The sequence below is a fragment of the Mesobacillus campisalis genome (assembly GCF_000986785.1).
GTDB classification, from domain to species: Bacteria; Bacillota; Bacilli; order Bacillales; family Cytobacillaceae; genus Mesobacillus_B; species Mesobacillus_B campisalis.
Map to the genome: position 1 here is coordinate 1 of NZ_LAYY01000040.1, position 20,113 is coordinate 20,113.

Annotated in this window: 18 protein-coding genes and 1 riboswitch; of the genes, 7 read left to right on the forward strand and 11 right to left on the reverse strand. The window is 45.8% G+C overall.

All coding sequences use genetic code 11. The annotated features are described in order from the left end of the window. Positions 1-271: 271 nt before the first annotated feature. Both WQ57_RS20920 and WQ57_RS20930 read right to left on the reverse strand, forming a co-directional pair. Complete coding sequence (locus WQ57_RS20920) at positions 272-532, reverse strand: GlsB/YeaQ/YmgE family stress response membrane protein (RefSeq protein ID WP_046525695.1); 261 nt, start codon at positions 530-532, stop codon at positions 272-274. Positions 533-1,014: 482 nt separating this feature from the next. Continuing rightward, a complete protein-coding gene (locus WQ57_RS20930; protein ID WP_046525697.1) occupies positions 1,015-1,194 on the reverse strand; it encodes an H-type small acid-soluble spore protein in 180 nt (59 codons plus the stop codon). 144 nt (positions 1,195-1,338) lie between these two features. Between WQ57_RS20930 and WQ57_RS20935 the strand changes: the two genes are divergently transcribed. From WQ57_RS20935 to WQ57_RS20950, 4 genes are all read left to right on the forward strand, one after another. Next, the gene (locus WQ57_RS20935) at positions 1,339-2,637 is read left to right on the forward strand and encodes an NCS2 family permease (protein WP_046525698.1); all 1,299 of its coding nucleotides are present in this window, start codon (positions 1,339-1,341) and stop codon (positions 2,635-2,637) included. Positions 2,638-3,011: 374 nt separating this feature from the next. Then, positions 3,012-4,301, forward strand: a complete 1,290-nt coding sequence (locus WQ57_RS20940; RefSeq protein ID WP_084820343.1) for a sensor histidine kinase — start codon at positions 3,012-3,014, stop codon at positions 4,299-4,301. A 159-nt stretch (positions 4,302-4,460) separates the two neighbouring features. After that, positions 4,461-5,081, forward strand: a complete 621-nt coding sequence (locus WQ57_RS20945) for a DNA-3-methyladenine glycosylase (RefSeq protein ID WP_046525700.1) — start codon at positions 4,461-4,463, stop codon at positions 5,079-5,081. Positions 5,082-5,139: 58 nt separating this feature from the next. Continuing rightward, positions 5,140-5,664 carry a D-glycero-alpha-D-manno-heptose-1,7-bisphosphate 7-phosphatase gene (locus WQ57_RS20950; RefSeq protein ID WP_046525701.1) on the forward strand — a complete coding sequence of 175 codons (525 nt, stop codon included), beginning with the start codon at positions 5,140-5,142 and terminating at the stop codon, positions 5,662-5,664. Between the two features lie 64 nt (positions 5,665-5,728). Here WQ57_RS20950 and ytvI read toward each other — a convergent pair whose 3' ends face one another. Next, positions 5,729-6,769, reverse strand: coding sequence for a sporulation integral membrane protein YtvI (gene ytvI / locus WQ57_RS20955; protein WP_046525702.1), 1,041 nt, complete (start codon positions 6,767-6,769; stop codon positions 5,729-5,731). A 150-nt stretch (positions 6,770-6,919) separates the two neighbouring features. Further along, positions 6,920-7,021, forward strand: a riboswitch (purine riboswitch). 106 nt (positions 7,022-7,127) lie between these two features. Here ytvI and WQ57_RS20960 point away from each other — a divergent pair. After that, positions 7,128-8,420, forward strand: a complete 1,293-nt coding sequence (locus tag WQ57_RS20960; protein WP_046525703.1) for an NCS2 family permease — start codon at positions 7,128-7,130, stop codon at positions 8,418-8,420. A gap of 57 nt (positions 8,421-8,477) precedes the next feature. On the opposite strand, the gene WQ57_RS20965 is transcribed toward WQ57_RS20960, so the two are convergent. Then, positions 8,478-9,323, reverse strand: a complete 846-nt coding sequence (locus WQ57_RS20965) for a DegV family protein (RefSeq protein WP_046525704.1) — start codon at positions 9,321-9,323, stop codon at positions 8,478-8,480. A gap of 213 nt (positions 9,324-9,536) precedes the next feature. Continuing rightward, positions 9,537-10,313, reverse strand: a complete 777-nt coding sequence (locus WQ57_RS20970) for an NRDE family protein (protein WP_046525705.1) — start codon at positions 10,311-10,313, stop codon at positions 9,537-9,539. A gap of 166 nt (positions 10,314-10,479) precedes the next feature. Here WQ57_RS20970 and WQ57_RS20975 point away from each other — a divergent pair, with 166 nt between their 5' ends. Then, positions 10,480-11,376 (forward strand): selenium metabolism-associated LysR family transcriptional regulator, encoded by an 897-nt coding sequence (locus WQ57_RS20975; protein WP_046525720.1) that lies wholly within the window; start codon positions 10,480-10,482, stop codon positions 11,374-11,376. 59 nt (positions 11,377-11,435) lie between these two features. Here WQ57_RS20975 and WQ57_RS20980 read toward each other — a convergent pair whose 3' ends face one another. The 4 genes from WQ57_RS20980 to nikC are packed head-to-tail and all read right to left on the reverse strand — an operon-like array spanning position 11,436 to position 15,330. Beyond that, positions 11,436-12,461, reverse strand: a complete 1,026-nt coding sequence (locus tag WQ57_RS20980) for an ABC transporter ATP-binding protein (RefSeq protein WP_046525706.1) — start codon at positions 12,459-12,461, stop codon at positions 11,436-11,438. A gap of 2 nt (positions 12,462-12,463) precedes the next feature. Then, complete coding sequence (locus tag WQ57_RS20985; RefSeq protein WP_046525707.1) at positions 12,464-13,474, reverse strand: ABC transporter ATP-binding protein; 1,011 nt, start codon at positions 13,472-13,474, stop codon at positions 12,464-12,466. 13 nt (positions 13,475-13,487) lie between these two features. Continuing rightward, positions 13,488-14,411, reverse strand: a complete 924-nt coding sequence (locus tag WQ57_RS20990) for an ABC transporter permease (RefSeq protein WP_046525708.1) — start codon at positions 14,409-14,411, stop codon at positions 13,488-13,490. Between the two features lie 19 nt (positions 14,412-14,430). Continuing rightward, on the reverse strand, positions 14,431-15,330 hold the full coding sequence (gene nikC, locus WQ57_RS20995; protein ID WP_046525709.1) for a nickel transporter permease: 900 nt from the start codon (positions 15,328-15,330) through the stop codon (positions 14,431-14,433). Positions 15,331-15,708: 378 nt separating this feature from the next. On the opposite strand from nikC, the gene WQ57_RS21000 reads away from it, so the two are divergent. Continuing rightward, positions 15,709-17,298, forward strand: coding sequence for a glutathione ABC transporter substrate-binding protein (locus WQ57_RS21000; RefSeq protein ID WP_046525710.1), 1,590 nt, complete (start codon positions 15,709-15,711; stop codon positions 17,296-17,298). A 266-nt stretch (positions 17,299-17,564) separates the two neighbouring features. Here WQ57_RS21000 and fsa read toward each other — a convergent pair whose 3' ends face one another. Continuing rightward, a complete protein-coding gene (gene fsa / locus WQ57_RS21005; RefSeq protein WP_046525711.1) occupies positions 17,565-18,233 on the reverse strand; it encodes a fructose-6-phosphate aldolase in 669 nt (222 codons plus the stop codon). Positions 18,234-18,701: 468 nt separating this feature from the next. Next, positions 18,702-20,099: a glucuronate isomerase gene (gene uxaC / locus WQ57_RS21010; protein WP_046525712.1), complete on the reverse strand. Its 1,398-nt coding sequence runs from the start codon at positions 20,097-20,099 to the stop codon at positions 18,702-18,704. Positions 20,100-20,113: the final 14 nt, after the last annotated feature.

Sequence of the window (20,113 nt, forward strand, 5' to 3'; positions counted from 1 at the left end):
GCTCTCAGGTACCTTTTTGTACGGCTGCCGCCATTTTCAGGCACTGACACGGGCTCTCAGGTACCTTTTTGAATGGCTCCCGCCATTTCCGGGCACTGACACGGGCTCTCAGGTACCTTTTTGAATGGCTTCCGCCGATTTCGGTCACTGACACCAGCTCTCAGTGACCATTTGAACGGCTACCGGGAATTTTGGGCACTGACGCTGGCTCTCAGTACCCTTTTTGCCAGGCACAAAAAAATCCTTCCGTAAACGGAAGGATTTTTTTAGATTAGTCAGTTGACTTTCTCATGCCTTTCATAACAAGGCTGACGATAAATACTAGTGCAATCGCACCAATTAGCGCAGGCAGGATAGCAAAGTCGGCAACTACTGGTCCCCAGTTTCCAAGAATAGCCTGTCCAATCCAAGCTCCGATGAAACCTGCAATAATGTTTCCAATTACTCCGCCTGGAATATCTCTACCCATGATAAGGCCGGCTAACCAACCAATAATTCCTCCAATAATTAATGACCACAGAAAACTTAACATGTGACATCCTCCTTCTTGATGATAAATATTTAGTCCAGAATTTGCGGGGTTGCCCGCTTGTTTTTCCTGACGCTGAATATTCCCGGGATTCGCGTCCTTGCCTAAAGTGGCGATTCAACCACCATTTCCTAGCAAGAGCCTTTGGAGAAGCTTTTGTTGTGCCTCTGCCGGCTGCTTGTACAGGTTAATTACCACCTGCTTCAGCATTTAAAACATCACCTTAAAAACAAGTATGCATTTTTTCTGTTTCTTTTACTCTCATTTTTCCCAGGATATTATTTCCTTCCTCCTGGTTCGCAGAAAACGGCTGCTGGGGGGAGCAGCCGTCTGATCTATATGAACGGTTTGCACCGGTATTTTTTTGCTTGTGATGATGTTCTTCCCGCGAAAAATTTGTCCTAAACAGCAGACATCCTTCTAAATAAAAAATGGGCTCGAACAGTTTTTCAAGCAAAAAAAAGAGCCGGTTTCACCGGCTTGCATCAAACTTCCTTCAATTCATCAATTTCCACAATTGTACGTTCCTCCAGCGGCCCTCTTAAATGAACAGTTGCTGTCCTTCCGTCTTCATTCAACTGGTCAATCCAGACAGAGGTGCCATTATAGGTAACGGCAATGTCCGCGGATGACGAGAGGATTTGCCTGACTCGGTTTGCATCCATCCTTCTTCACTTCCTTTCCTGCTTATTTTTACCAAAACCTTCCCTGTCTTATTCGCAAATATTTTTTTCCTCTTGAAAAACTCCCAACAAACGAATATTATGTAATTTGTTAATAAAAATGTTCGTATTTCCGGAGGAATTACCATGTTTAAACTGAAAGAAAACAAAACAAATGTCAAAACGGAAATGATTGCTGGAATTACAACCTTTTTCACCATGGTTTATATAATAGTGGTGAATCCTGTCATCCTTGCCGATGCAGGTGTTCCATTTGAGCAGGTTTTTTCCGCCACAATTATCTCTGCTGTAGTTGGAACACTTTGGATGGGGCTTTTCGCCAACTATCCGATTGCCATTGCACCAGGAATGGGCTTGAATGCTTATTTCGCCTATACCGTTGTCGGCACCAACAATATTTCGTATGAAACAGCTTTTGCAGCTGTGTTCATCGCAGGAATCATCTTTGTCATCCTTAGCCTTACACCTTTTAGGGAAAAACTGATTGAAGCGATACCCGAAACGCTGAAACATGGGATAACTGCCGGAATAGGGCTGTTCATTGCTTTTATCGGCTTGCGTCTGACTGGCATTATCACTTCTCACCCATCCAATCTGGTAGGACTCGGAGACTTGCATTCCCCTTCAGCGCTGCTCGCTTTGACCGGCCTTGCTGTTACTCTTATTTTGATGGTGCTAAAGTTTAATGGGGCTCTGTTCACCGGCATGGTCATTACCGGCTTTATCGCCTTCCTGACCGGCCAGCTGTCTTTTGAGCAAGGTTTTGTTTCATTGCCTTCCCTGCCGGACGGCCTGATTGTGGCAAATCCTATTGCTGCTTTAGGGGAAGTGATTTCACACAGTCTTTATGCCGTTGTGTTTTCTTTTATCCTGGTAACCATATTTGATACAACCGGGACAATGATCGGGGTTGCCCATCAAGCAGGACTGATGAAGGGCAATACCATGCCGCGAGCCAAACAGGCGCTTCTGTCGGACTCCATTGCCACTGCGGTGGGATCCATGTTCGGTACCTCCCCTACTACAGCTTATATTGAATCGTCTTCGGGGGTAGCAGCAGGCGGGCGTACGGGCCTGACATCCTTGACGGTGGCAGTGCTTTTCATCCTTGCTGCCTTCTTCAGTCCTTTGGTTGGTGCCGTTTCCGGCCTCTCTGCGATTACTGCTCCTGCCCTGATCATTGTCGGAAGCCTGATGATGGGCAGCATTGCCCATGTCCGCTGGGATGAGCTTGATGAAGCCTTCCCTGCTTTTTTAATCATTCTCAGCATGCCGCTGACTTCAAGCATTGCGACGGGGATCGCTCTTGGATTTATTTCTTATCCGCTGTTAAAGGTAGTGAAAGGAAAATGGAGGGAAGTGCATCCGCTGCTCTATATCTTCGCCGTTTTATTCTTTTATCAGCTTGCATTTCTGCCTCATTAGGAAAAGCGGAAGCGCCTTGGTCAGCCCCGAACCGCATAAGCCACTCCAGAATAGAAGGCGTTCTTTGCCTTCAATTCTGGAGTGGTTTATGACTCGAGCCGCTCAAAGCTCCGCTTCTCGCAAGATACTCGAGGAAGTTAATTCGAGGATGAAAACTGGCTAGGCGCTGGAGCTGGACAGTTATCTAAATGTGGAAATTTATCCTTTTTCATCTCATTAGAAAAGCGGAAGCGCCCAGCTTTACTCCACAGGCAAAAGCCAGCCCGCCATCAGGCGGGTTTTTGTGTTGGGTCTGCCTTTAAATAATCAGAAAATGTGGAATTTTATGCACTTTTTCTTGTATTCGTTAATTTTCTTATTATAGAATAGAAACAATGACGCGACCGGATTGGGGATTCATGATGACGCTGTTTAAAGACTTGCTATTTAATCTGCTATTTATTATATCGCTATCGCTGATTGTTCAATATATTCTAAGGGTTAAAATCAGTGGGTCCAAAAGAAAATATGATAAATTGATTTTCATTGCTTCTGCCATGATCCAGGTAGTATTTTGCATAAGCTATTCCTACAGCGACAGCAATGGGTTTTTATATGACCTAAGATTGATTCCTCTTGCAATCGCAGGCCTGTATGGGGGGATTTCGGCAGGCATCATCGTTTTTTTATTTACGATCCTGATTAGGATTCCTTTCGGGGGGAGCGGGATCGAGTTAAACATTTTTACAGTCATGGCTATTACGGCAGTAATCTCTATGGTCTCCATAAAGTTCCAATCCATGCGGCTTGGCGGCAAGCTGATCGCTGTGGCATTGATTGGGATCACCTATTCCATTTTGTTTGCCTTTATAAAAGGAATCCTATATCATGCCTATTTGGACTTGCCTCTTGCTGCCATTTACACTGCAACCCTCCTTGCCGGATTGCTCATCGTCACATACTCCATGGAAATTATTGAACAAAACAGCCTGCTCCGTGAAGCGATCGTCAAATCGGAAAAAATCGAGGTCATCTCCCACCTTGCAGCAAGCGTGAGCCATGAAGTAAGGAATCCGCTTACTGTTACCAGAGGCTTTCTGCAAATGTTGAAAGACCCCGGCATTCCTGAGGATAAAAGACAGTACTACCTGGAAACAGCCATTGAGGAGCTCGACCGGGCAGAAATGATTATTAAGGAATATTTGTCTTTTTCAAAACCTAACCATGACCCGGCGGCCACTCTTGACGTCAAGGCGGAAATTGAGAAGGCAGTTGAATTGCTCATGCCTTATGCCAATCATTCCTCCGTTAGCGTCAGCAGCCAGCTGGCTAAAGGCTTGTATATCAGTGGAGAAGCTTCAAAGTTTCAACAATGCCTGCTGAATATTGTAAAAAACGGTATTGAGGCCATGCCTGACGGCGGAGAACTGACCATCCAATCGTTTGCCTTATCTGACAGATTTGCTGTGATAAAAATAAAGGATAATGGGATTGGCATGACTCCGGCAGAAATTGCCAAGCTGGGCGAACCTTATTTCTCCACTAAAAAGGAGAAGGGCACGGGCTTAGGGATGATGGTAGTTCTTAAGCTGATTCGAGAACTGGGCGGCACCCTTGAAGCATCCAGTACACCTATGAAGGGCACACTTTTTACCATAACCATCCCCTTGGCAACAGCCTCCTAGCGATAAGATCAGCACTTAACAATCAGGCTAGTTTCTTTAATTAACGCTCCATTATCCTCACAATCAGTCTCTATTCACCTGAAATTGCCTATTTCTATCATATCTTCCATGAAGAAAGGGTATACGAAAGGTAAATAACATCAAGCCACGGGAGGATTTATGGAACAAAATATCCCCCAGCCGCTTCCGGGACTCTTTTATGAAAGGCCTACATTAGAGCTGGCAGGAGAACTTCTTGGCTGCCTGCTTATAAAACAAAGCTCTGAAGGACTTGCGGCTGGATATATCGTTGAAACCGAGGCCTATATCGGACCTGGCGATAAAGCCGCTCATAGCTACAATAACCGAAGAACCAAAAGAACAGAAATCATGTACCATCAGTCTGGCCTTGCCTATACCTATGTCATGCACACCCACTGCCTCTTTAATGTTGTCAGCGGAGGCAAGGGTCATCCCGAAGCGGTTCTTGTACGGGCAATTGAGCCGATAATTGGGCTGGACCTTATGTCTTCAAGAAGGCTGGGACATATAGGAGTCAATTTGACTAATGGTCCTGGCAAGCTGACAAAGGCTATGGGCATCAGCATGGAAGATTACGGGCATGACCTGCAATCTCCTCCCCTATTTATTGCTAGGGGAAGAACTCCCGACAGCATTTCCGCGGGAAAAAGAATTGGGATTGAAAACAGCGGGGAAGCGCGTGAATACCCCTGGCGTTTCTGGATTACCGGTAACCCATTTGTATCCAGGCATCAAAAAGGAGAAGAACTCAGGAAGTAAATTGCAGCCTGCTCCCTGCATGGGCTGCCCTTAAAGTAAAACCAGAAGGAGGACAAACATGAAACAGGCTGTTTTCCTTGACCGTGACGGAGTTCTCAATGAGGTGCTTTCCGCTCGTGTTAAGTTTGTGAACACCCCGAAAGATTTATATTTGCTGGATGGAGCTGCAGAGGCTGTTGCTGAACTCGGCAAATCAGGCTATGACATTTTCGTTGTCACCAACCAGGGAGGAGTCGGCCTTGGATTCTTAAAAGAAAAAGACTTGAAGAAGATTCATGATCATTTGACGAAACTCGTTCAGGAACAAGGTGGCACCATCAAGGAAATTGCTTACTGCGCCCACAAACCAAAAGCAGGATGCGAATGTCGAAAACCCAATGCCGGGATGCTTTTTGACCTGGCCGTCAGGCATGATTTGGACCTTGCCCGAAGTGTGATGGTCGGGGACCACGAACGAGATATTGAAGCAGGAAAAAAGGCGGGATGCAAAACTGTTTTTATCGGCAGTGAAGAAACGGGAGCCGACCGCAGTGCGCCAACACTCCAGGCAGCTGTTCCCCATATTCTGGAACTGCTTCGCTAATAAGCAGACAATGACATACAACGAAAAACCACCATTAAGACAAGTGGTTTCTATATGGAGCGTTTTAAATTTTAAATTTTATTTGAATAACATTGGCCTTTTTTAACGTTTCATAAATGATGACCACGATCGGTCCGGCGAATAGGCCGACAATTCCGAGCATCTTAAGGCCGATATACATACTGACAAACGAGGCCAGCGGTGTGATTCCCAGGCTCGTTGAGTAAATCTTCGGCTCAATGGCCCTGCGGACAACTGTAATGACCAGAAACAAGACGATCAGTCCTATCCCCAAAAACAAGTTCCCCTGAAGCAGGACGACAATGGCCCACGGAACCAGGACCGAACCGGTTCCCAGTATTGGGAGGATATCGACGATCACAATAAGCAGCGACAGCAAGCCCGGGTATGGGGCTTTCAGGATGGCAAGCCCTGCAAACGCCATGACAAAGGTAATAAAGCTGAATATGATTTGCGCTTTGATGAATCCGACCCCGGCATGGGTCAGCTGGCCTGAAATCATGAACACTTTTTGCTTCGTTTCATCTTTAAGGAAAGACTCGAATTTCTGTTTCAGCCGGGGCAGTTCAAGGCTGAAAAGGAACAAGCCGATCAGGTAGAACAAAATTTCAAATATAAACCCTGGTACCGCGGTGAGGAAATTCATTAAACCTGTAATGCTTGTCTGCAGAAACATATCCAGGGAGTTGATGGCCCTCTCAATAGTATTATGAATAGAAAGTGCCACTTCAGAAGGAAGGCCCTTGGAATAAAACTCCCATTTACCAATGAGGGGCTGTATAACCGAGCTGTAAAAATCCCTCACAAAGGTGGGGGTCCTCTGTGAGAGGGAAACCGCCTGCTTGGCGATAATGGATATCAAATTGAAGATAAGTAAGCCCAGTACAGAAACATATCCAATAAAAACGGCTAGAACGGCCTGGAGCCTGTTAAACCGCAATCTGGAAATAAGACCCATCACCGCTCCTTCCAGCAGGATGGCCGTTAAAAATGCCAGGATTAACGGAATGCTGTACGGAACCACCATGAAGGCTGCAGCCGTTATGACCGCCGGCCAAAACCACCTTTTCCACTTGCTTAACATTTATGCCAACTCTCCTTAACGATCACTCTTCCCTCTATTTTATCATATGAAATCCCCCTAAGTGGATAGCTAAAGAAATTGAATTAATAGACATTTCTGCCGTCTGTTGACCTGCTTCTATTTTCTTGCTACTATCTCTATTATTATTCTAAAATCTTAAATTAGTTTCCTTGTATATGTCCTGGAATATGGCCGGGACGTCTCTACCATGCTTCCGCAAAATGCATGTCTACAGGGGATGGAACACAAGCCCATTTCATGGCGGTGTTTATCCTTTGCAGCCCTGGAAGCCTATTGCTTCCGGGGCTTTTTTGCACAGGGACTCAGTGGTAGCAAGGATTTCCATTTGGAGGACAACATGAAAAACTTTTTCCAATTCTCAGAACGAAATACAAATTACAGGACAGAAACACTCGCAGGCATCACTACATTTTTATCCATTGCCTATATTCTCGTCGTAAATCCGATGGTTCTCAGCCAGGCAGGAATGGATAAGGGAGCTGTGTTTACGGCTACAGCCCTTTCAGCCATCATCGGTTCACTGCTAATCGGCTTGCTTGCCAACTTTCCAATCGGCATTGCTCCGAGCATGGGCTTGAACTCATTTTTCACATTCAGCGTTGTGATCGGCATGGGAGTCGAATGGGAAATTGCTCTGACGGGGGTATTTGTTGCCGGAATTCTGTTTATGATTCTAAGCCTCCTGAAAATCCGCGAAAAAATCATTAACATGATTCCCCAGGATTTGAAGTATGCCATAGCGGCTGGAATTGGTTTTTTTGTTGCATTTATCGGTCTTAAAAATGCGGGAATCATTGTTAAAAGTGATGCTACCTTTGTGGCCATTGGTGATTTGGCTTCGCCAGCAACACTGCTGGCATTGTTTGGATTTGCCCTGGCTGTCGTCTTGATGGTGAGGGGAATATCTGGCGGGATTTTTTATGCTATGGTCATTTCAACAGTGCTCGGCATAATTATAGGCCAAATAGATAAACCAGAGGCGATCATAGGAACGGTCCCTGATTTATCCCCAACCTTTGGGGTAGTTTTCAGCCATTTTGGAGAAATCTTCACACCGGATGTGCTCGCAGTCATTTTCACTTTCCTATTCGTTGCTTTTTTTGATACAGCAGGCGCTTTGATTGCCATTGCCAGCCAGGCCGGCCTTATGAAGAATAATAAAATTCCCAACGGGGGACGCGCTCTGCTAGCGGATGCAACGGCAGCGGCTGCCGGGAGTGTATTGGGCACTTCAACGACTGCCTGCGTTGTTGAATCCTCCGCAGGCATTGCCGTAGGGGGGAGAACAGGTTTTACTTCAATTATTATTGCTGCCTGTTTTGGTGTTTCTCTTCTCTTCTCTCCTCTGCTGGCCATTGTGACACCCGCTGTGACAGCGCCGGCGTTGATTATTGTTGGCGCCTTGATGGCCTCGGAGATTAGTAAAATTAACTGGAACAGCCTTCCGGTGGTCATTTCTTCCTTCGTTACGATTATTATGATGCCTCTTACATTCAGTGTAGCGACTGGAATAGCCCTAGGGTTCATATTATACCCGCTCGCGATGGCTGCCTCAGGGAAAGCAAAAGAGGTACATCCTCTTATGTATGCCCTCGGACTGGTTTTTATTTTATATTTTGTTTTTGTCTAGCCAGGGAACGAATCGAAGCAAAAAAAGCGACGGCAGATTTTCTGCCGTCGTTTTTCTCTACTTATTAATCCAGGCGAACCCAATTGTCCCCTGGCCTGTATGGGTGCCGGGCACCGGGCTGAACATCGTGGTTGTGAATGTGATGTGAGGGTATTTCGTTTGCAGCTCCTTCCGCCATTCATCCGCTGTTTCCTGGATGTTGGCATGGATGATGCTTGCTTCTTCGATCAAAGGGGAAGCAGCCTCAAAAATTTGGTATAGCCTTTCTTTCACTTTCCTGTCTGTTCTGATTTTCTCGGCAAGCACCACCTTGCCATCATCAAACTGGACAATCAGCTTCATTTTGAGAAGCCCCCCAATCAGCGCCTGTGTGGCTGAAAGACGGCCTCCTTTTTGCAGCTGCTCAAGACTTCCCGGGGACATGACCAATCTCGCCTTGTCAGGAAGAGTTCGCAAATGGTCAATGATTTCTTGATAAGACTTCCCCTGTTTTTGCAATTCCACTCCCGTGTATACCATCTTTCCGAGAGGATAAGAACCAATTTTCGAGTCAATGATCTCCACATCGAATTCGGCGATGCTTGAGGCTGCAACGGAGGCCTGATAAGTACCGGTCAGGGCACTGGAGGCATGAATCGCGATTGCATGCTTATACTTTGTTTTTAATTCCTTGTATATCTCAACAAAGTCCCCTATCGCAGGCTGAGAGGTTTTCGGAAGCACCTTTGAAGCCGACAGCTTTTGATAAAAGTCTTCCGCTGTGATATCTACGCCCTCAAGGTAGGACTCTTCACCAAAAAGAATGCTCAGCGGTACCACATAAACATGGTTATTTTTGATAAAATCTTCCGGCAGAGTCGCTGTACTGTCCGTTACCCAGGCGATTTCGTGTTTGTTTGTCATAATAACTCCTGTCCATAACAAAATTCTGCTTCATTTATTTTTTATCTCTTTGATGCTGTTTTAAACATGATTAGATTTTTTCCCGAAGCTATCATCATCATAGCGATTAATAAGCCTTAAATCTATGTATTTTTTAACAAACATATGAAAATTCCCACACAATATAGGGCATTAAGATATCAATAATATTTTATAATAAGGGAAGCAGCCTTTTCATCCACGCTGTCCCTCGTGGGAAAACATAAAGTCCTGGTCTCTCGTTTTGCCATCCCATTCATATATTCGTTCATGAAAACGCACCTTTTGATCGTCCATCAATAGGACAGCCGAACTTCGGGTACCGTATCCTTCGGTTTTGATGAACAACGGTGATAAAACCCGCTCCCATTCCGCCGATACCCCGGTTTTGGGAAGAACTTCATCAGGCGCCGGCTCTGCGTTTTGAAGCAATGCAAGAAGGGATTCAACCAACTGGTCTTCATCAGCGCCAGCTTCAACTATTGATTTGAGGCCCTCCTTGCCGCGCTCGACCTTTGGCCATCCCGTATTCAGCAGATGGTTGCTAAGGCCGTGGATGCCAGGCGGTACCTGATAGACTCCTCCTCCTCTATTGGAGTAATAGAAGATTTCATCCTTTGTCCCTGCCAGCAAATTATACCCTGGATATAAAGATCGTTTTCTGGAAGCGTCTTCCAGGAAATCCTGCGGATTGGAATCTCCCTCCAGATAACTCCGTGGCAGCTCTCCTCGGGATTGAGAGCCTCCTTTATCGGCAGGATCCCGATAATTTGTCAGCGCTGCAAACCGGCCGCTAGTTGTTACCCCAAGCCATGTTCCATGCTTCTCCAGATCCCTTCCCGCCAAAATATTGGGCTGATCACTCCAATAACCGGCTGGAGCAGTGGGACGTTGATAAAATTCATCCCTGTTAGCGGCAACAATCAGCTTGTAGGCCGGGTGTGACTTATATGCAAACAGTATTAAACACATGCTTTTCCACTCCTTTGCTCGGGACTTTTATACTGGGCATACTACAAAATGTCATTATATATACCAGCCAAGCAGTTAGTACTTGGCATAAAAATGATATCCTTAAGTGGGGCGCTATCTACTTTACCATTAATTCAAAATCGTGATTATCAAAAGGGTGATTGCAGTGGACTTGCATCAATTATATGTTTTTACAAAGGTAGTTGAAAATAAAAGCTTTTCAAAGGCAGCCGAGGAAGTTTTTTTGAGCCAGTCAACAGTCAGTGCCCATATTCAGGCTCTGGAGAAAATGCTGAATATGAAATTATTCGACCGTGTTGGCAGAGAAAGCGTCTTAACACCCCATGGTGAACGCCTTTATCATTGGGCCCAGCAGCTGCTGCTTCTGAAAGACCGAGCTTTGCTCGACTTGAGCGAAAGCATGACCGAATTGCGCGGGGTCATCCGAATGGCGGCAAGTTCAGTTCCGGGCCAGTTCTTGCTTCCGAAAATGATCAATGGATTCAGGCGTGTTTACCCTTCTGTTACGTTTCACATTAGCGAGGCTTCCTCTAAAATTGTGGCCGAGAAAGTACTCAGTGGGACCGTTGACGTGGGCATCCTAGGTGAAAAATATGAAAATGAACGTGTGGAGTACATCCCCCTTTTAAAGGAACACCTTGTCCTGATTGCGGCCAATCATTTTAAATTTCCTCAAACCGTCAGCATTCATGAGCTTTTGGAATTTCCATTTGTCATGAGGAGCCCGGATTCGGGGACTAATGCCCTTCTTGAAAGGCTTCTGAAGAAGAAACACATACCGAAAGACCAATTGAACATCATTGCCTATACAGATTCCGGCCAGAGCCTGATACAATTCGTCAAACATGGCATTGGCATTTCCATCATTTCCGAAATCGCTGCGGAGGAATATTGTCAAACAAACGTAATCAAAAAGTTTGAGATAGAGGATTTTGCCGAGGAACGATATTTTTATCTTGCCTATAATAAAAACAAAACCCTTTCATTGGTTGCAAAGCTGTTTATCAATGATGCAAGAAAACTGATAGAGGCGCATGAATGAAAATAGAGGCTTCTGAAAAGATCGGCACATTGCCTTCCTTTCCTTGAAGCCTCTAGCCATTAATGGTTCGAAGGAACCTTTGAAAAATCTATTTGCCCATTCTCAACCAGGTGGCAGGCAGATTGATGGCCTTCACCATCTACCTTGTAAAGCCCGGGCTGTTCCGCGCGGCAGCGGTCAAACGCAAACGGACACCTCGTGTGGAAGCGGCAGCCCTGCGGAGGATCGATTGGGGAAGGTACATCCCCTTTCAAAATGATCCGCTCACGTTTTTTTTCAAGATTGGTACTCGGAATGGCGGATAGCAACGCAATCGTATATGGATGCTGCGGATTCTCAAAAAGTGACTTTTTGTCGGCAATCTCGACGATTTTGCCCAGATACATGACTATGATCCGATCTGAAATATGCCGGACTACTCCAAGGTCATGCGAGATGAACAAATAGGTTAATTGAAATTTCCTTTGAAGATCCTTCAATAGATTAAGAACCTGTGCCTGAATTGAAACATCAAGCGCGGAAACCGCTTCATCGCAAATAATCAGCTTGGGATTCACCGATAATGCCCGGGCAATCCCGATGCGCTGGCGCTGCCCCCCACTGAATTCATGCGGATGGCGATCCATTTGATGCGTCCCGATTCCAACCGTCTGCAAGAGATCAGCGATTTTCTTCCGTCTTTCTTTTGGTGGTACGATATTTTGGATTTGCAGTGCTTCCTCTATAATCTGGCTGACCGTCTGCCTTGGGTTAAGCGAAGCATAAGGGTCCTGGAAGATGATTTGAAGGTCCTGGCGTTTTTTTCTCATCTCAGCTTTGCTTAAGCCAAGCAAATTCTCTCCATCAAAAATCACTTCTCCGGCGTATGGATTATCAAGACGGAGTATCGCTCTTCCTGTCGTAGATTTCCCGCACCCTGATTCTCCTACGATGCTGACCGTCTCCCCTTCCTGCACATGGAAACTTATATCATCGACCGCTTTTACATGATTAACCGTCCTGCCAAAGAGACCGCCTTTAATAGGAAAGTATTGTTTAAGGTTTTTGACCTCAAGCAAAGTTTTCGTTGTAGTAGTCATACTCATGTCTAGCGGACCTCCTCTTCCTGTTTCTCCCACTTTTCACTATAAATCCAGCACCGCACCTGATCTCCGTCGGCACTATCAAGCAATTCCGGCAATTCCTCGCGGCAAATGCCGCGTGCATGCGGACATCTTGGTGCAAAGCGACAGCCCTGAGGCAGGTTAAATGGGCTCGGAACCGCCCCTGGGATCACTGCAAGATCGCCTTCATAGTCCTGGTCATGTTTAGGAACAGAGTTCAATAAACCGACAGTGTACGGATGTTTCGGATTCGTGAATATGGTTTTCACATCCGCATACTCTACCACTTTCCCGCAATACATGACCGCAACCTTGTCACACATTTCTGCCACAACCCCAAGGTCATGGGTGATGATCATAAGGGAAGTGCCCATCTCTTCCTGGAGCTTTTTGATTAGTTCAAGAATCTGCGCCTGAATGGTCACATCAAGGGCTGTAGTAGGTTCATCGGCTATCAGCAATTCCGGATTGCATGCCAGCGCAATGGCGATCATCACCCTCTGCCGCATTCCTCCCGACAGCTCAAATGGGTATTGCTTGGCCCGCTTTTCAGGGGAAGGAATTCCGACATGCCTCAACATATCTACCGCTTTCACCCAGGCTTCCTTCCGGTTTGCCTTTTGATGGATGCGAATGGATTCGGCTATCTGTTCACCACATGTTAAGGTAGGGTTAAGAGATGTCATCGGCTCCTGGAAAATCATCGAGATATTATTACCGCGGATGGCCATCATTTGCTTTTTCGATTTTTGCAGGAGATTCTCGCCTTTAAACATGATTTCCCCGCCGACAATTCGGCCTGTGGACTCTTCAATCAGCCGAAGGATGGACAGGGAGGTTATGCTTTTGCCGGATCCCGATTCCCCTACAATGCCAATGGTTTTCCCTCTTTCAAGTGAGAAATCAACACCATCAACGGCCTTTACCTCCCCTTCATCCGTAAAAAAGGAGGTGCGGAGACCTTTTACTTCAAGAATTTTAACAGTTTTTGCCATCGTGTTTACACCCCTAGTTTAAATCAATGCGTTTATTAATCAGTCGGTACGTAATGTCGACAAGGAAATTGACCAGAACGAAGAGGACTGCACAAACTAGTATCGTTCCCTGTACCATTGGGAAGTCATGTGCCCGGATCGAATCGATAATCAGCCGGCCCAGTCCATTGATGGCAAAGACGGTTTCCGTTATGACCGCACCGCCAAGAAGACCGCCAAACTGCAGTCCCACCACGGTTACCACTGGGATAAGCGCATTTCGGAGCGCATGTTTATAAATAACAACTTTGTCACTAACACCCTTCGCATAGGCGGTGCGAATAAAATCCTGATTCAGCACTTCCAGCATGCTTGATCTGGTCATCCTGGCAATAATGGCCGCTCCCCCCGTACCCAGCGTTATGGCAGGAAGAATCATATGCTCCCATGTTCCCCAGCCAGCAACAGGAAGCCAGCCTAGATTGACCGAAAAAAGATAGATTAGCATAATTCCGAGCCAAAAGTTAGGCAGGGACAGTCCAAGCAAAGCCACAAGCATAATACCCACATCCGCAGCTGAGTACTTCCTTGTAGCCGAAATGATTCCAGCAACCAGTCCAAGCAATACAGCTGCAGCCGTTCCGATCAGCGCCAGCTGCACAGTGATGGCGAATCGGGATGAAAAGATCTCTTCTGTCACTGGACGGGAAGTACGAATCGAATTGCCCAGGTCTCCCTGAACAGCATTTGTGACAAAACGTAGATATTGTATATGAAGCGGGTCGTTTAGGCCCAGATTTTCGCGCATCTGTTCAATCTGATCCGGATTGGCATTTTCCCCAGCCATGATTTTCGCAGCGTCCCCAGGAATGAGGTGCATCATCAGAAAAACGGCCAGTGTTACCCCAATCATGACAGGGATGGTCTGAAACAGCCTTCGCAGGATAAATACAAACATGTTCATTCACTTCCCAGCGTTATTTTTTTGTTTTTGGGTCCAGCGCATCACGCAGTCCATCCCCAAACAGGTTAAAGCCCACAACCACAAGCAAGATCACCAATCCCGGGAACAGGGTGATATGCGGGGCCTGGCGGATGTACGAGCGCCCCTGGCTCAGCATCGTGCCCCATTCAGGATCTGGCGGCTGCGTTCCCATGCCTAAGAAGGAAAGGGCTGCTGCTGTGATGATCGCAGAAGCAATGTATAGCGTAGCCTGTACGATAATCGGCGAGGTGATATTCGGAAGGATATGCCTGAAAATGATCCTTGAGTCTCTCGCTCCCACGGCCTTGATTGCATCGATATATTCCAGTTTTTTCACAGCCAGGGTCGAGCCGCGCACAATGCGGGCGAAAGTTGGAATCGCAAAGAAAGCGACCGCTATAATGACATTTACGGTACTTGCGCCCAACACGCTCACGATTGCCAGAGCTAGCAGGATTCCAGGGAAGGCAAGCAGGACATCGCAAATTCTCATGATGAGGGAATCGACCCAGCGGCCGTAATAACCAGAGACAATTCCAAGCACAATACCTATGGCAGCTCCCAGCACGGTTGACAGGATTCCTACGGTCAAGGAAATCCTGGACCCATAAAGAATCCGGCTTAAGATATCCCTCCCTTTATCGTCCGTCCCGAGCCAGTGTTCGGCAGAAGGTCCTTGCAATTTGTTCGCAATCTGCATCTTGTTCGGTTCATATGGTGCGATATACGGCGCCAGCAGTGCAAGCAAAACAAAAATAAAGACAATCAATGCTCCTGCCAATGCAGCTTTATTTTTGGAGAGCTTCTTATAAAACACTTTCCACGAAGCAGCTCTCGTATTTCCCCCGATTACAGGCGTGCCAGTGGCCGGCTGAAGCTGCGGTTCATTCATGCTTTATTCCCATCCTTTCTTTGTTCAAATAAATTTAATATTTGTAATATTAATTTCACACAACTAGTAATATCATAGCGAGTTGCCTAAAATATTACAATAGTTTGATTATTATATATTTATAAAAAATTGGCTCGAAAATCAGTTTCTATTATTCTTTATAGGCCCATTCTCTGGCTTTCAAGGTGAAAATGAAGCTTCGGAGGCGAATAAAACTTTTCTGCAAAAATTTCCACTTTATTGCTTTATCGCCAAAAAGTATTAAAAATGTTAAATTTTCACTAAACTTTCTTGATAGTTTGTAATTTTTAGATTATTATAAACGAGACCATGTACTCATGGAAAAAATCAGAATATTAGGAAATAGGGGGTAAAAGAATGAAGGCCAAAAAGAATATTTTCCTTATGCTCATGCTTGCCTTTGTGCTTGCTTTAGCAGCATGCAGCGGCGGAAACAGCGCTTCCAATGAAGAGGACGATACAAAAGAAGGCAACACCAATGAAGAAGCTCCGGCACAAGAAGGCGGAGAGCTGGTATTCGTCACTCCATCCGATGCGCCTACATTGGATCCTCACGGAATGAACGACACAGCAACTACCAATGCTACAACGCAAATTTTCGACCGTTTGACAGAATACGCGGAAGATGGTTCTGTTGTACCGTCGCTTGCAGAAGAGTTCAACCAAGTTGATGATAAAACATGGGAATTCAAGCTGCGCCAGGGAGTCAAGTTCCACGATGGTTCCGACTTCACGGCCGAAGCAGTCAAGATGAGCCTCGAGCGTCTGATCGACCCTGAGTTTGCTTCTCCTCGTGCTGTTGTTCTGAACATGATCACTGAAGTAACGGTTGTGGACGACCATACTGTCCAGCTTAAAACAGCAGAGCCTTTTGCTCCGCTTCCAGCCCACTTGGCACATAATGCCGGTTCCATCATCGCTCCTTCAGCTATTGAAGAAGAAAAGAGCGGTGGAAAGAAAGTTGACGAAAACCCTGTAGGTACAGGTCCATTCAAATTCGAATCCTGGAACCGCGGTGCAGAAATCAAGTTTGTGCGCAATGATGATTACTGGGGAGAAAAAGCCAAGCTTGACTCCATCGTTTTCAAGGTTATCCCTGAGCAGGCTACACGCGTAGCAATGCTTGAAACTGGCGAAGCACATGTAATGCTTGTAGGCTCTTCCGATGTTACTCAAGTTGAAGGCATTGAGGGCGTTGAGCTTGACCGCGTGAAAGGTACTCGTATGGACTATGTTGGTTTCAACATTAATAAAGAGCCATTCGATGATGTTAAAGTCCGCCAGGCAGTTGCAATGGCCATCAACAAGGAAGACATTGTAAACGGAATCCTTGACGGACAGGGTGTAGCAGCTGTCGGTCCGCTTGCTCCTACTGTTGTAGGAAACTCCCAGGACTTAAAGCCGCTTGACTTTGATGTGGAAGCAGCCAAGAAATTGCTTGCTGATGCGGGGCTCCCGGATGGCTTCAAAACTACCCTTTATGTCAACGAAGGAAGTAAAGAACGTTCTGACATCGCCGAGCTGGTCCAGGCACAATTGGGCGAAATCGGAATCGAAGTTTCCATTGAAACTATTGAGTGGGGTGCATTCCTCGAGAAGACAGCTGCTGGTGAGCATGAAATGTTCGTCCTTGGATGGACTACTGTAACTGGCGATGCCGACTATGGCCTGTATGCCCTGTTCCACTCTTCCATGCACGGAAATCCTGGTAACCGTTCTTTCTATACAAACACGAAAGTTGACGAGTTACTGGACAAAGGCCGTACTGCTACAGACCAGGAAGAACGGAATGCTGCTTACGCAGAAGTTTCCCAAATCCTGATTGACGAAGCGCCGATGGTCTACTTGCAGCATCCTGACTTTGTTCACGGTATGAACGGAGTAGATGGACTGTTCGTTAACTTCAGTGGAACTCCTTTCTTCCACGAAGTTTCATTAACAAAATAATCTGGTGTTAAGGCAGCCCGCATTCCAGGTGAATGCGGGCTGCTTTTTTACTGGCTCTTCATGTTAGCTTGAATACAATGGCCTGATAAGGCTGAAGTTCAAATGGATCCTTTTACAGATAGAAGAAACCTAACGGTAGCCCGGAGGTTTTGGTAATAGAAAATTCCAAACACCCTTTCAGACAAAAGACAAAGCCAGTGTGACATTTGCACACTGGCTTTGAATTGCCAGAACCCCTGGCAAGCTAAAACAACTTTGGTTAGACCTTAGTTTTTAAGTGCTTTTTCCCAATCAGCCGCGAATTTTTCCATCCCCTGATCTGTTAAAGGGTGCTTGGAAATCTGCTCGATTACGGAAAATGGAATAGTGGCGATATGTGCCCCAGCCATGGCCACACGTGTAACATGGTCAGGATGGCGAACAGAAGCAGCGATAATTTGCGCATCCAGGTTATGGACACGGAACAGCTCGGCCACTTTGGATACCAACTGCACTCCGTCCTCGGAGATATCATCCAGACGCCCAAGGAACGGTGAAACATAAGTTGCTCCTGCTCGCGCTGCCAATAGAGCCTGGTTTACTGTGAAAATGAGGGTAACATTTGTTTTTACCCCTTTTTGCGATAAATAGCGTGTTGCTTCAAGGCCAGCCAGCGTCATTGGGAGCTTAATGGTGATATTTGGGTCTCCGCCATTGATTTTAATTAATTCCTCTGCCTGGGCAATCATTTCGTCCGCCGTCAGTGCATCTGGAGTAACCTCTGCTGATACAGACTCAACTTCAGGAACAGCCTGAAGAATTTCTTCAATACGGTCTTCAAATTTAACGCCTTCTTTTGCAACAAGGGAAGGATTTGTCGTTACACCTGAAAGGACCCCAATTTTATAAGCCTTTTTAATATCTTCCAAGTTTGCGGTATCAATGAAAAACTTCATGCTTACTCCTCCAATGTAGATAGATTATGGGATTATATCTTGATTAGTATGTTTACTAAACAAACTCTACTTCAATTCTATATTGTCCTGCTCCCTGCGTCAATGGCAGAAAATGATTTCCTGCTGGTTCAGGAAAATAATAGAGCAATCCTTTTACCAAAGGAAAGGCTTATTTCCTCATATATTTTAACCCAAAAAGTGTAAGTCTACAATTAAAACTAAAAAAAGATTTCGAAAACTCGTGACAATTTGGAGGTTATTCGGACTTCAGAATAGGATTTTCGTTGTTTGTTGGCCGAATGCGAGGGGCTTTCGGACTCGAGGCCAGAATTTCATGACAATGTTGTCCGAATCCACCTATCCCATCCCTGTTCTCTACCAAAGCAGCAGACCGCTACATCAGGCCAACATCAAAAAAACCGCATGGAGTAAAACAGGTTGCTGTTTTCCCCATGCGATAAGCTTCTATTAAAACTGAAAATATTCCTTCGCATTGCGATAACAAATGCCTTCAACAATCCCGCCGAGCAGTTCCATGTCATATGGAACTTCCCCGTTCTCAACCCAGGTTCCAATAAGGTCACATACAAGTCTCCTGAAATACTCGTGCCTGGTATAAGATAGAAAGCTTCTTGAATCTGTCAGCATCCCTATGAACCGGCTGAGGAGGCCAAGATTAGCCAACGCCTTCATCTGTTCAAACATGCCGTCTTTTTGGTCATTGAACCACCAGGCTGTTCCAAATTGGATTTTCCCTGGAGTCCCTCCGCCCTGGAAGTTGCCTATCATAGTCCCAATAACATAATTGTCGTTTGGATTTAAAGAGTAAAGAATGGTTTTCGGCAGTGCATCTTCCTTATCCAATGAATCCAGAAGCCTGCTCAAAGGTTTGGCGATCTGGCCATCGTTAATGCTGTCAAAGCCAGTGTCCGGTCCCAGCTGGTTGAACATTCTTGTATTGTTGTTTCTCAAGGCATGGATATGGAACTGCATGGCCCAGCCAAGTCGGGCATACTGCTTTCCAAGGAAAGTCAGGGTATAGGACTTATATTTCCTTTCCTCTTCCAGAGAAACCTTTTCCCCATTTAACCCCTTCACAAATACAGCTTTAGCCTCTTCTAACGAAGATTCTTCGTACATTATGCTATCAAGCGCATGGTCGGAAACCCGTCCGCCAATAGAATGGAAAAACGCAATCCTGGATTCCAGCGCGGAAAGGAAGTCACCATAGTCAGCAATTTCAATTCCTGACACTTCGGCGAGCTTCTTTACCCACTCCACATAACCATCACGGTTGATCTCAAGCCCTTTATCAGGCCGGAAGCTTGGCAGTACTTTCACATCAAAATCAGATTCAGCCAGCTTCTTGTGATATTCAAGTGAATCAACAGGGTCATCCGTTGTGCACACGACTTCTACCTTTGATTTTCGGATCAAATCTCTTGCCCCAAAACCGTCCCCGGCCAATTTTTCATTTACTTTTTCCCAAATCATCGGAGCGGTTTTTTCATTAAGGATATCGTGGATGCCGAAGAAGCGCTGCAGCTCCAGGTGAGTCCAGTTATAGAGCGGATTGCCAACCGACATCGGCACGGTCCTGGCCCATGCTAAAAACTTGTCGTAATCTGAGGCACTTCCGGTAATGAAATCTTCCTCTATTCCATTTGATCTCATGGCTCTCCACTTATAGTGGTCTCCGTATAGCCAGGCCTCTGCAATATTCTTGAAGGTTTTATTTTCGTAGATTTCCTTAGGACTCAAGTGGCAATGGTAATCAATAATCGGCATTTCTTTTGCAAACGTATTATAGAGCTCAATGGCTGTGTCATTCGATAATAGAAATGTTTCATCCATGAAGTTTTTCATCTTTTAACACCTGC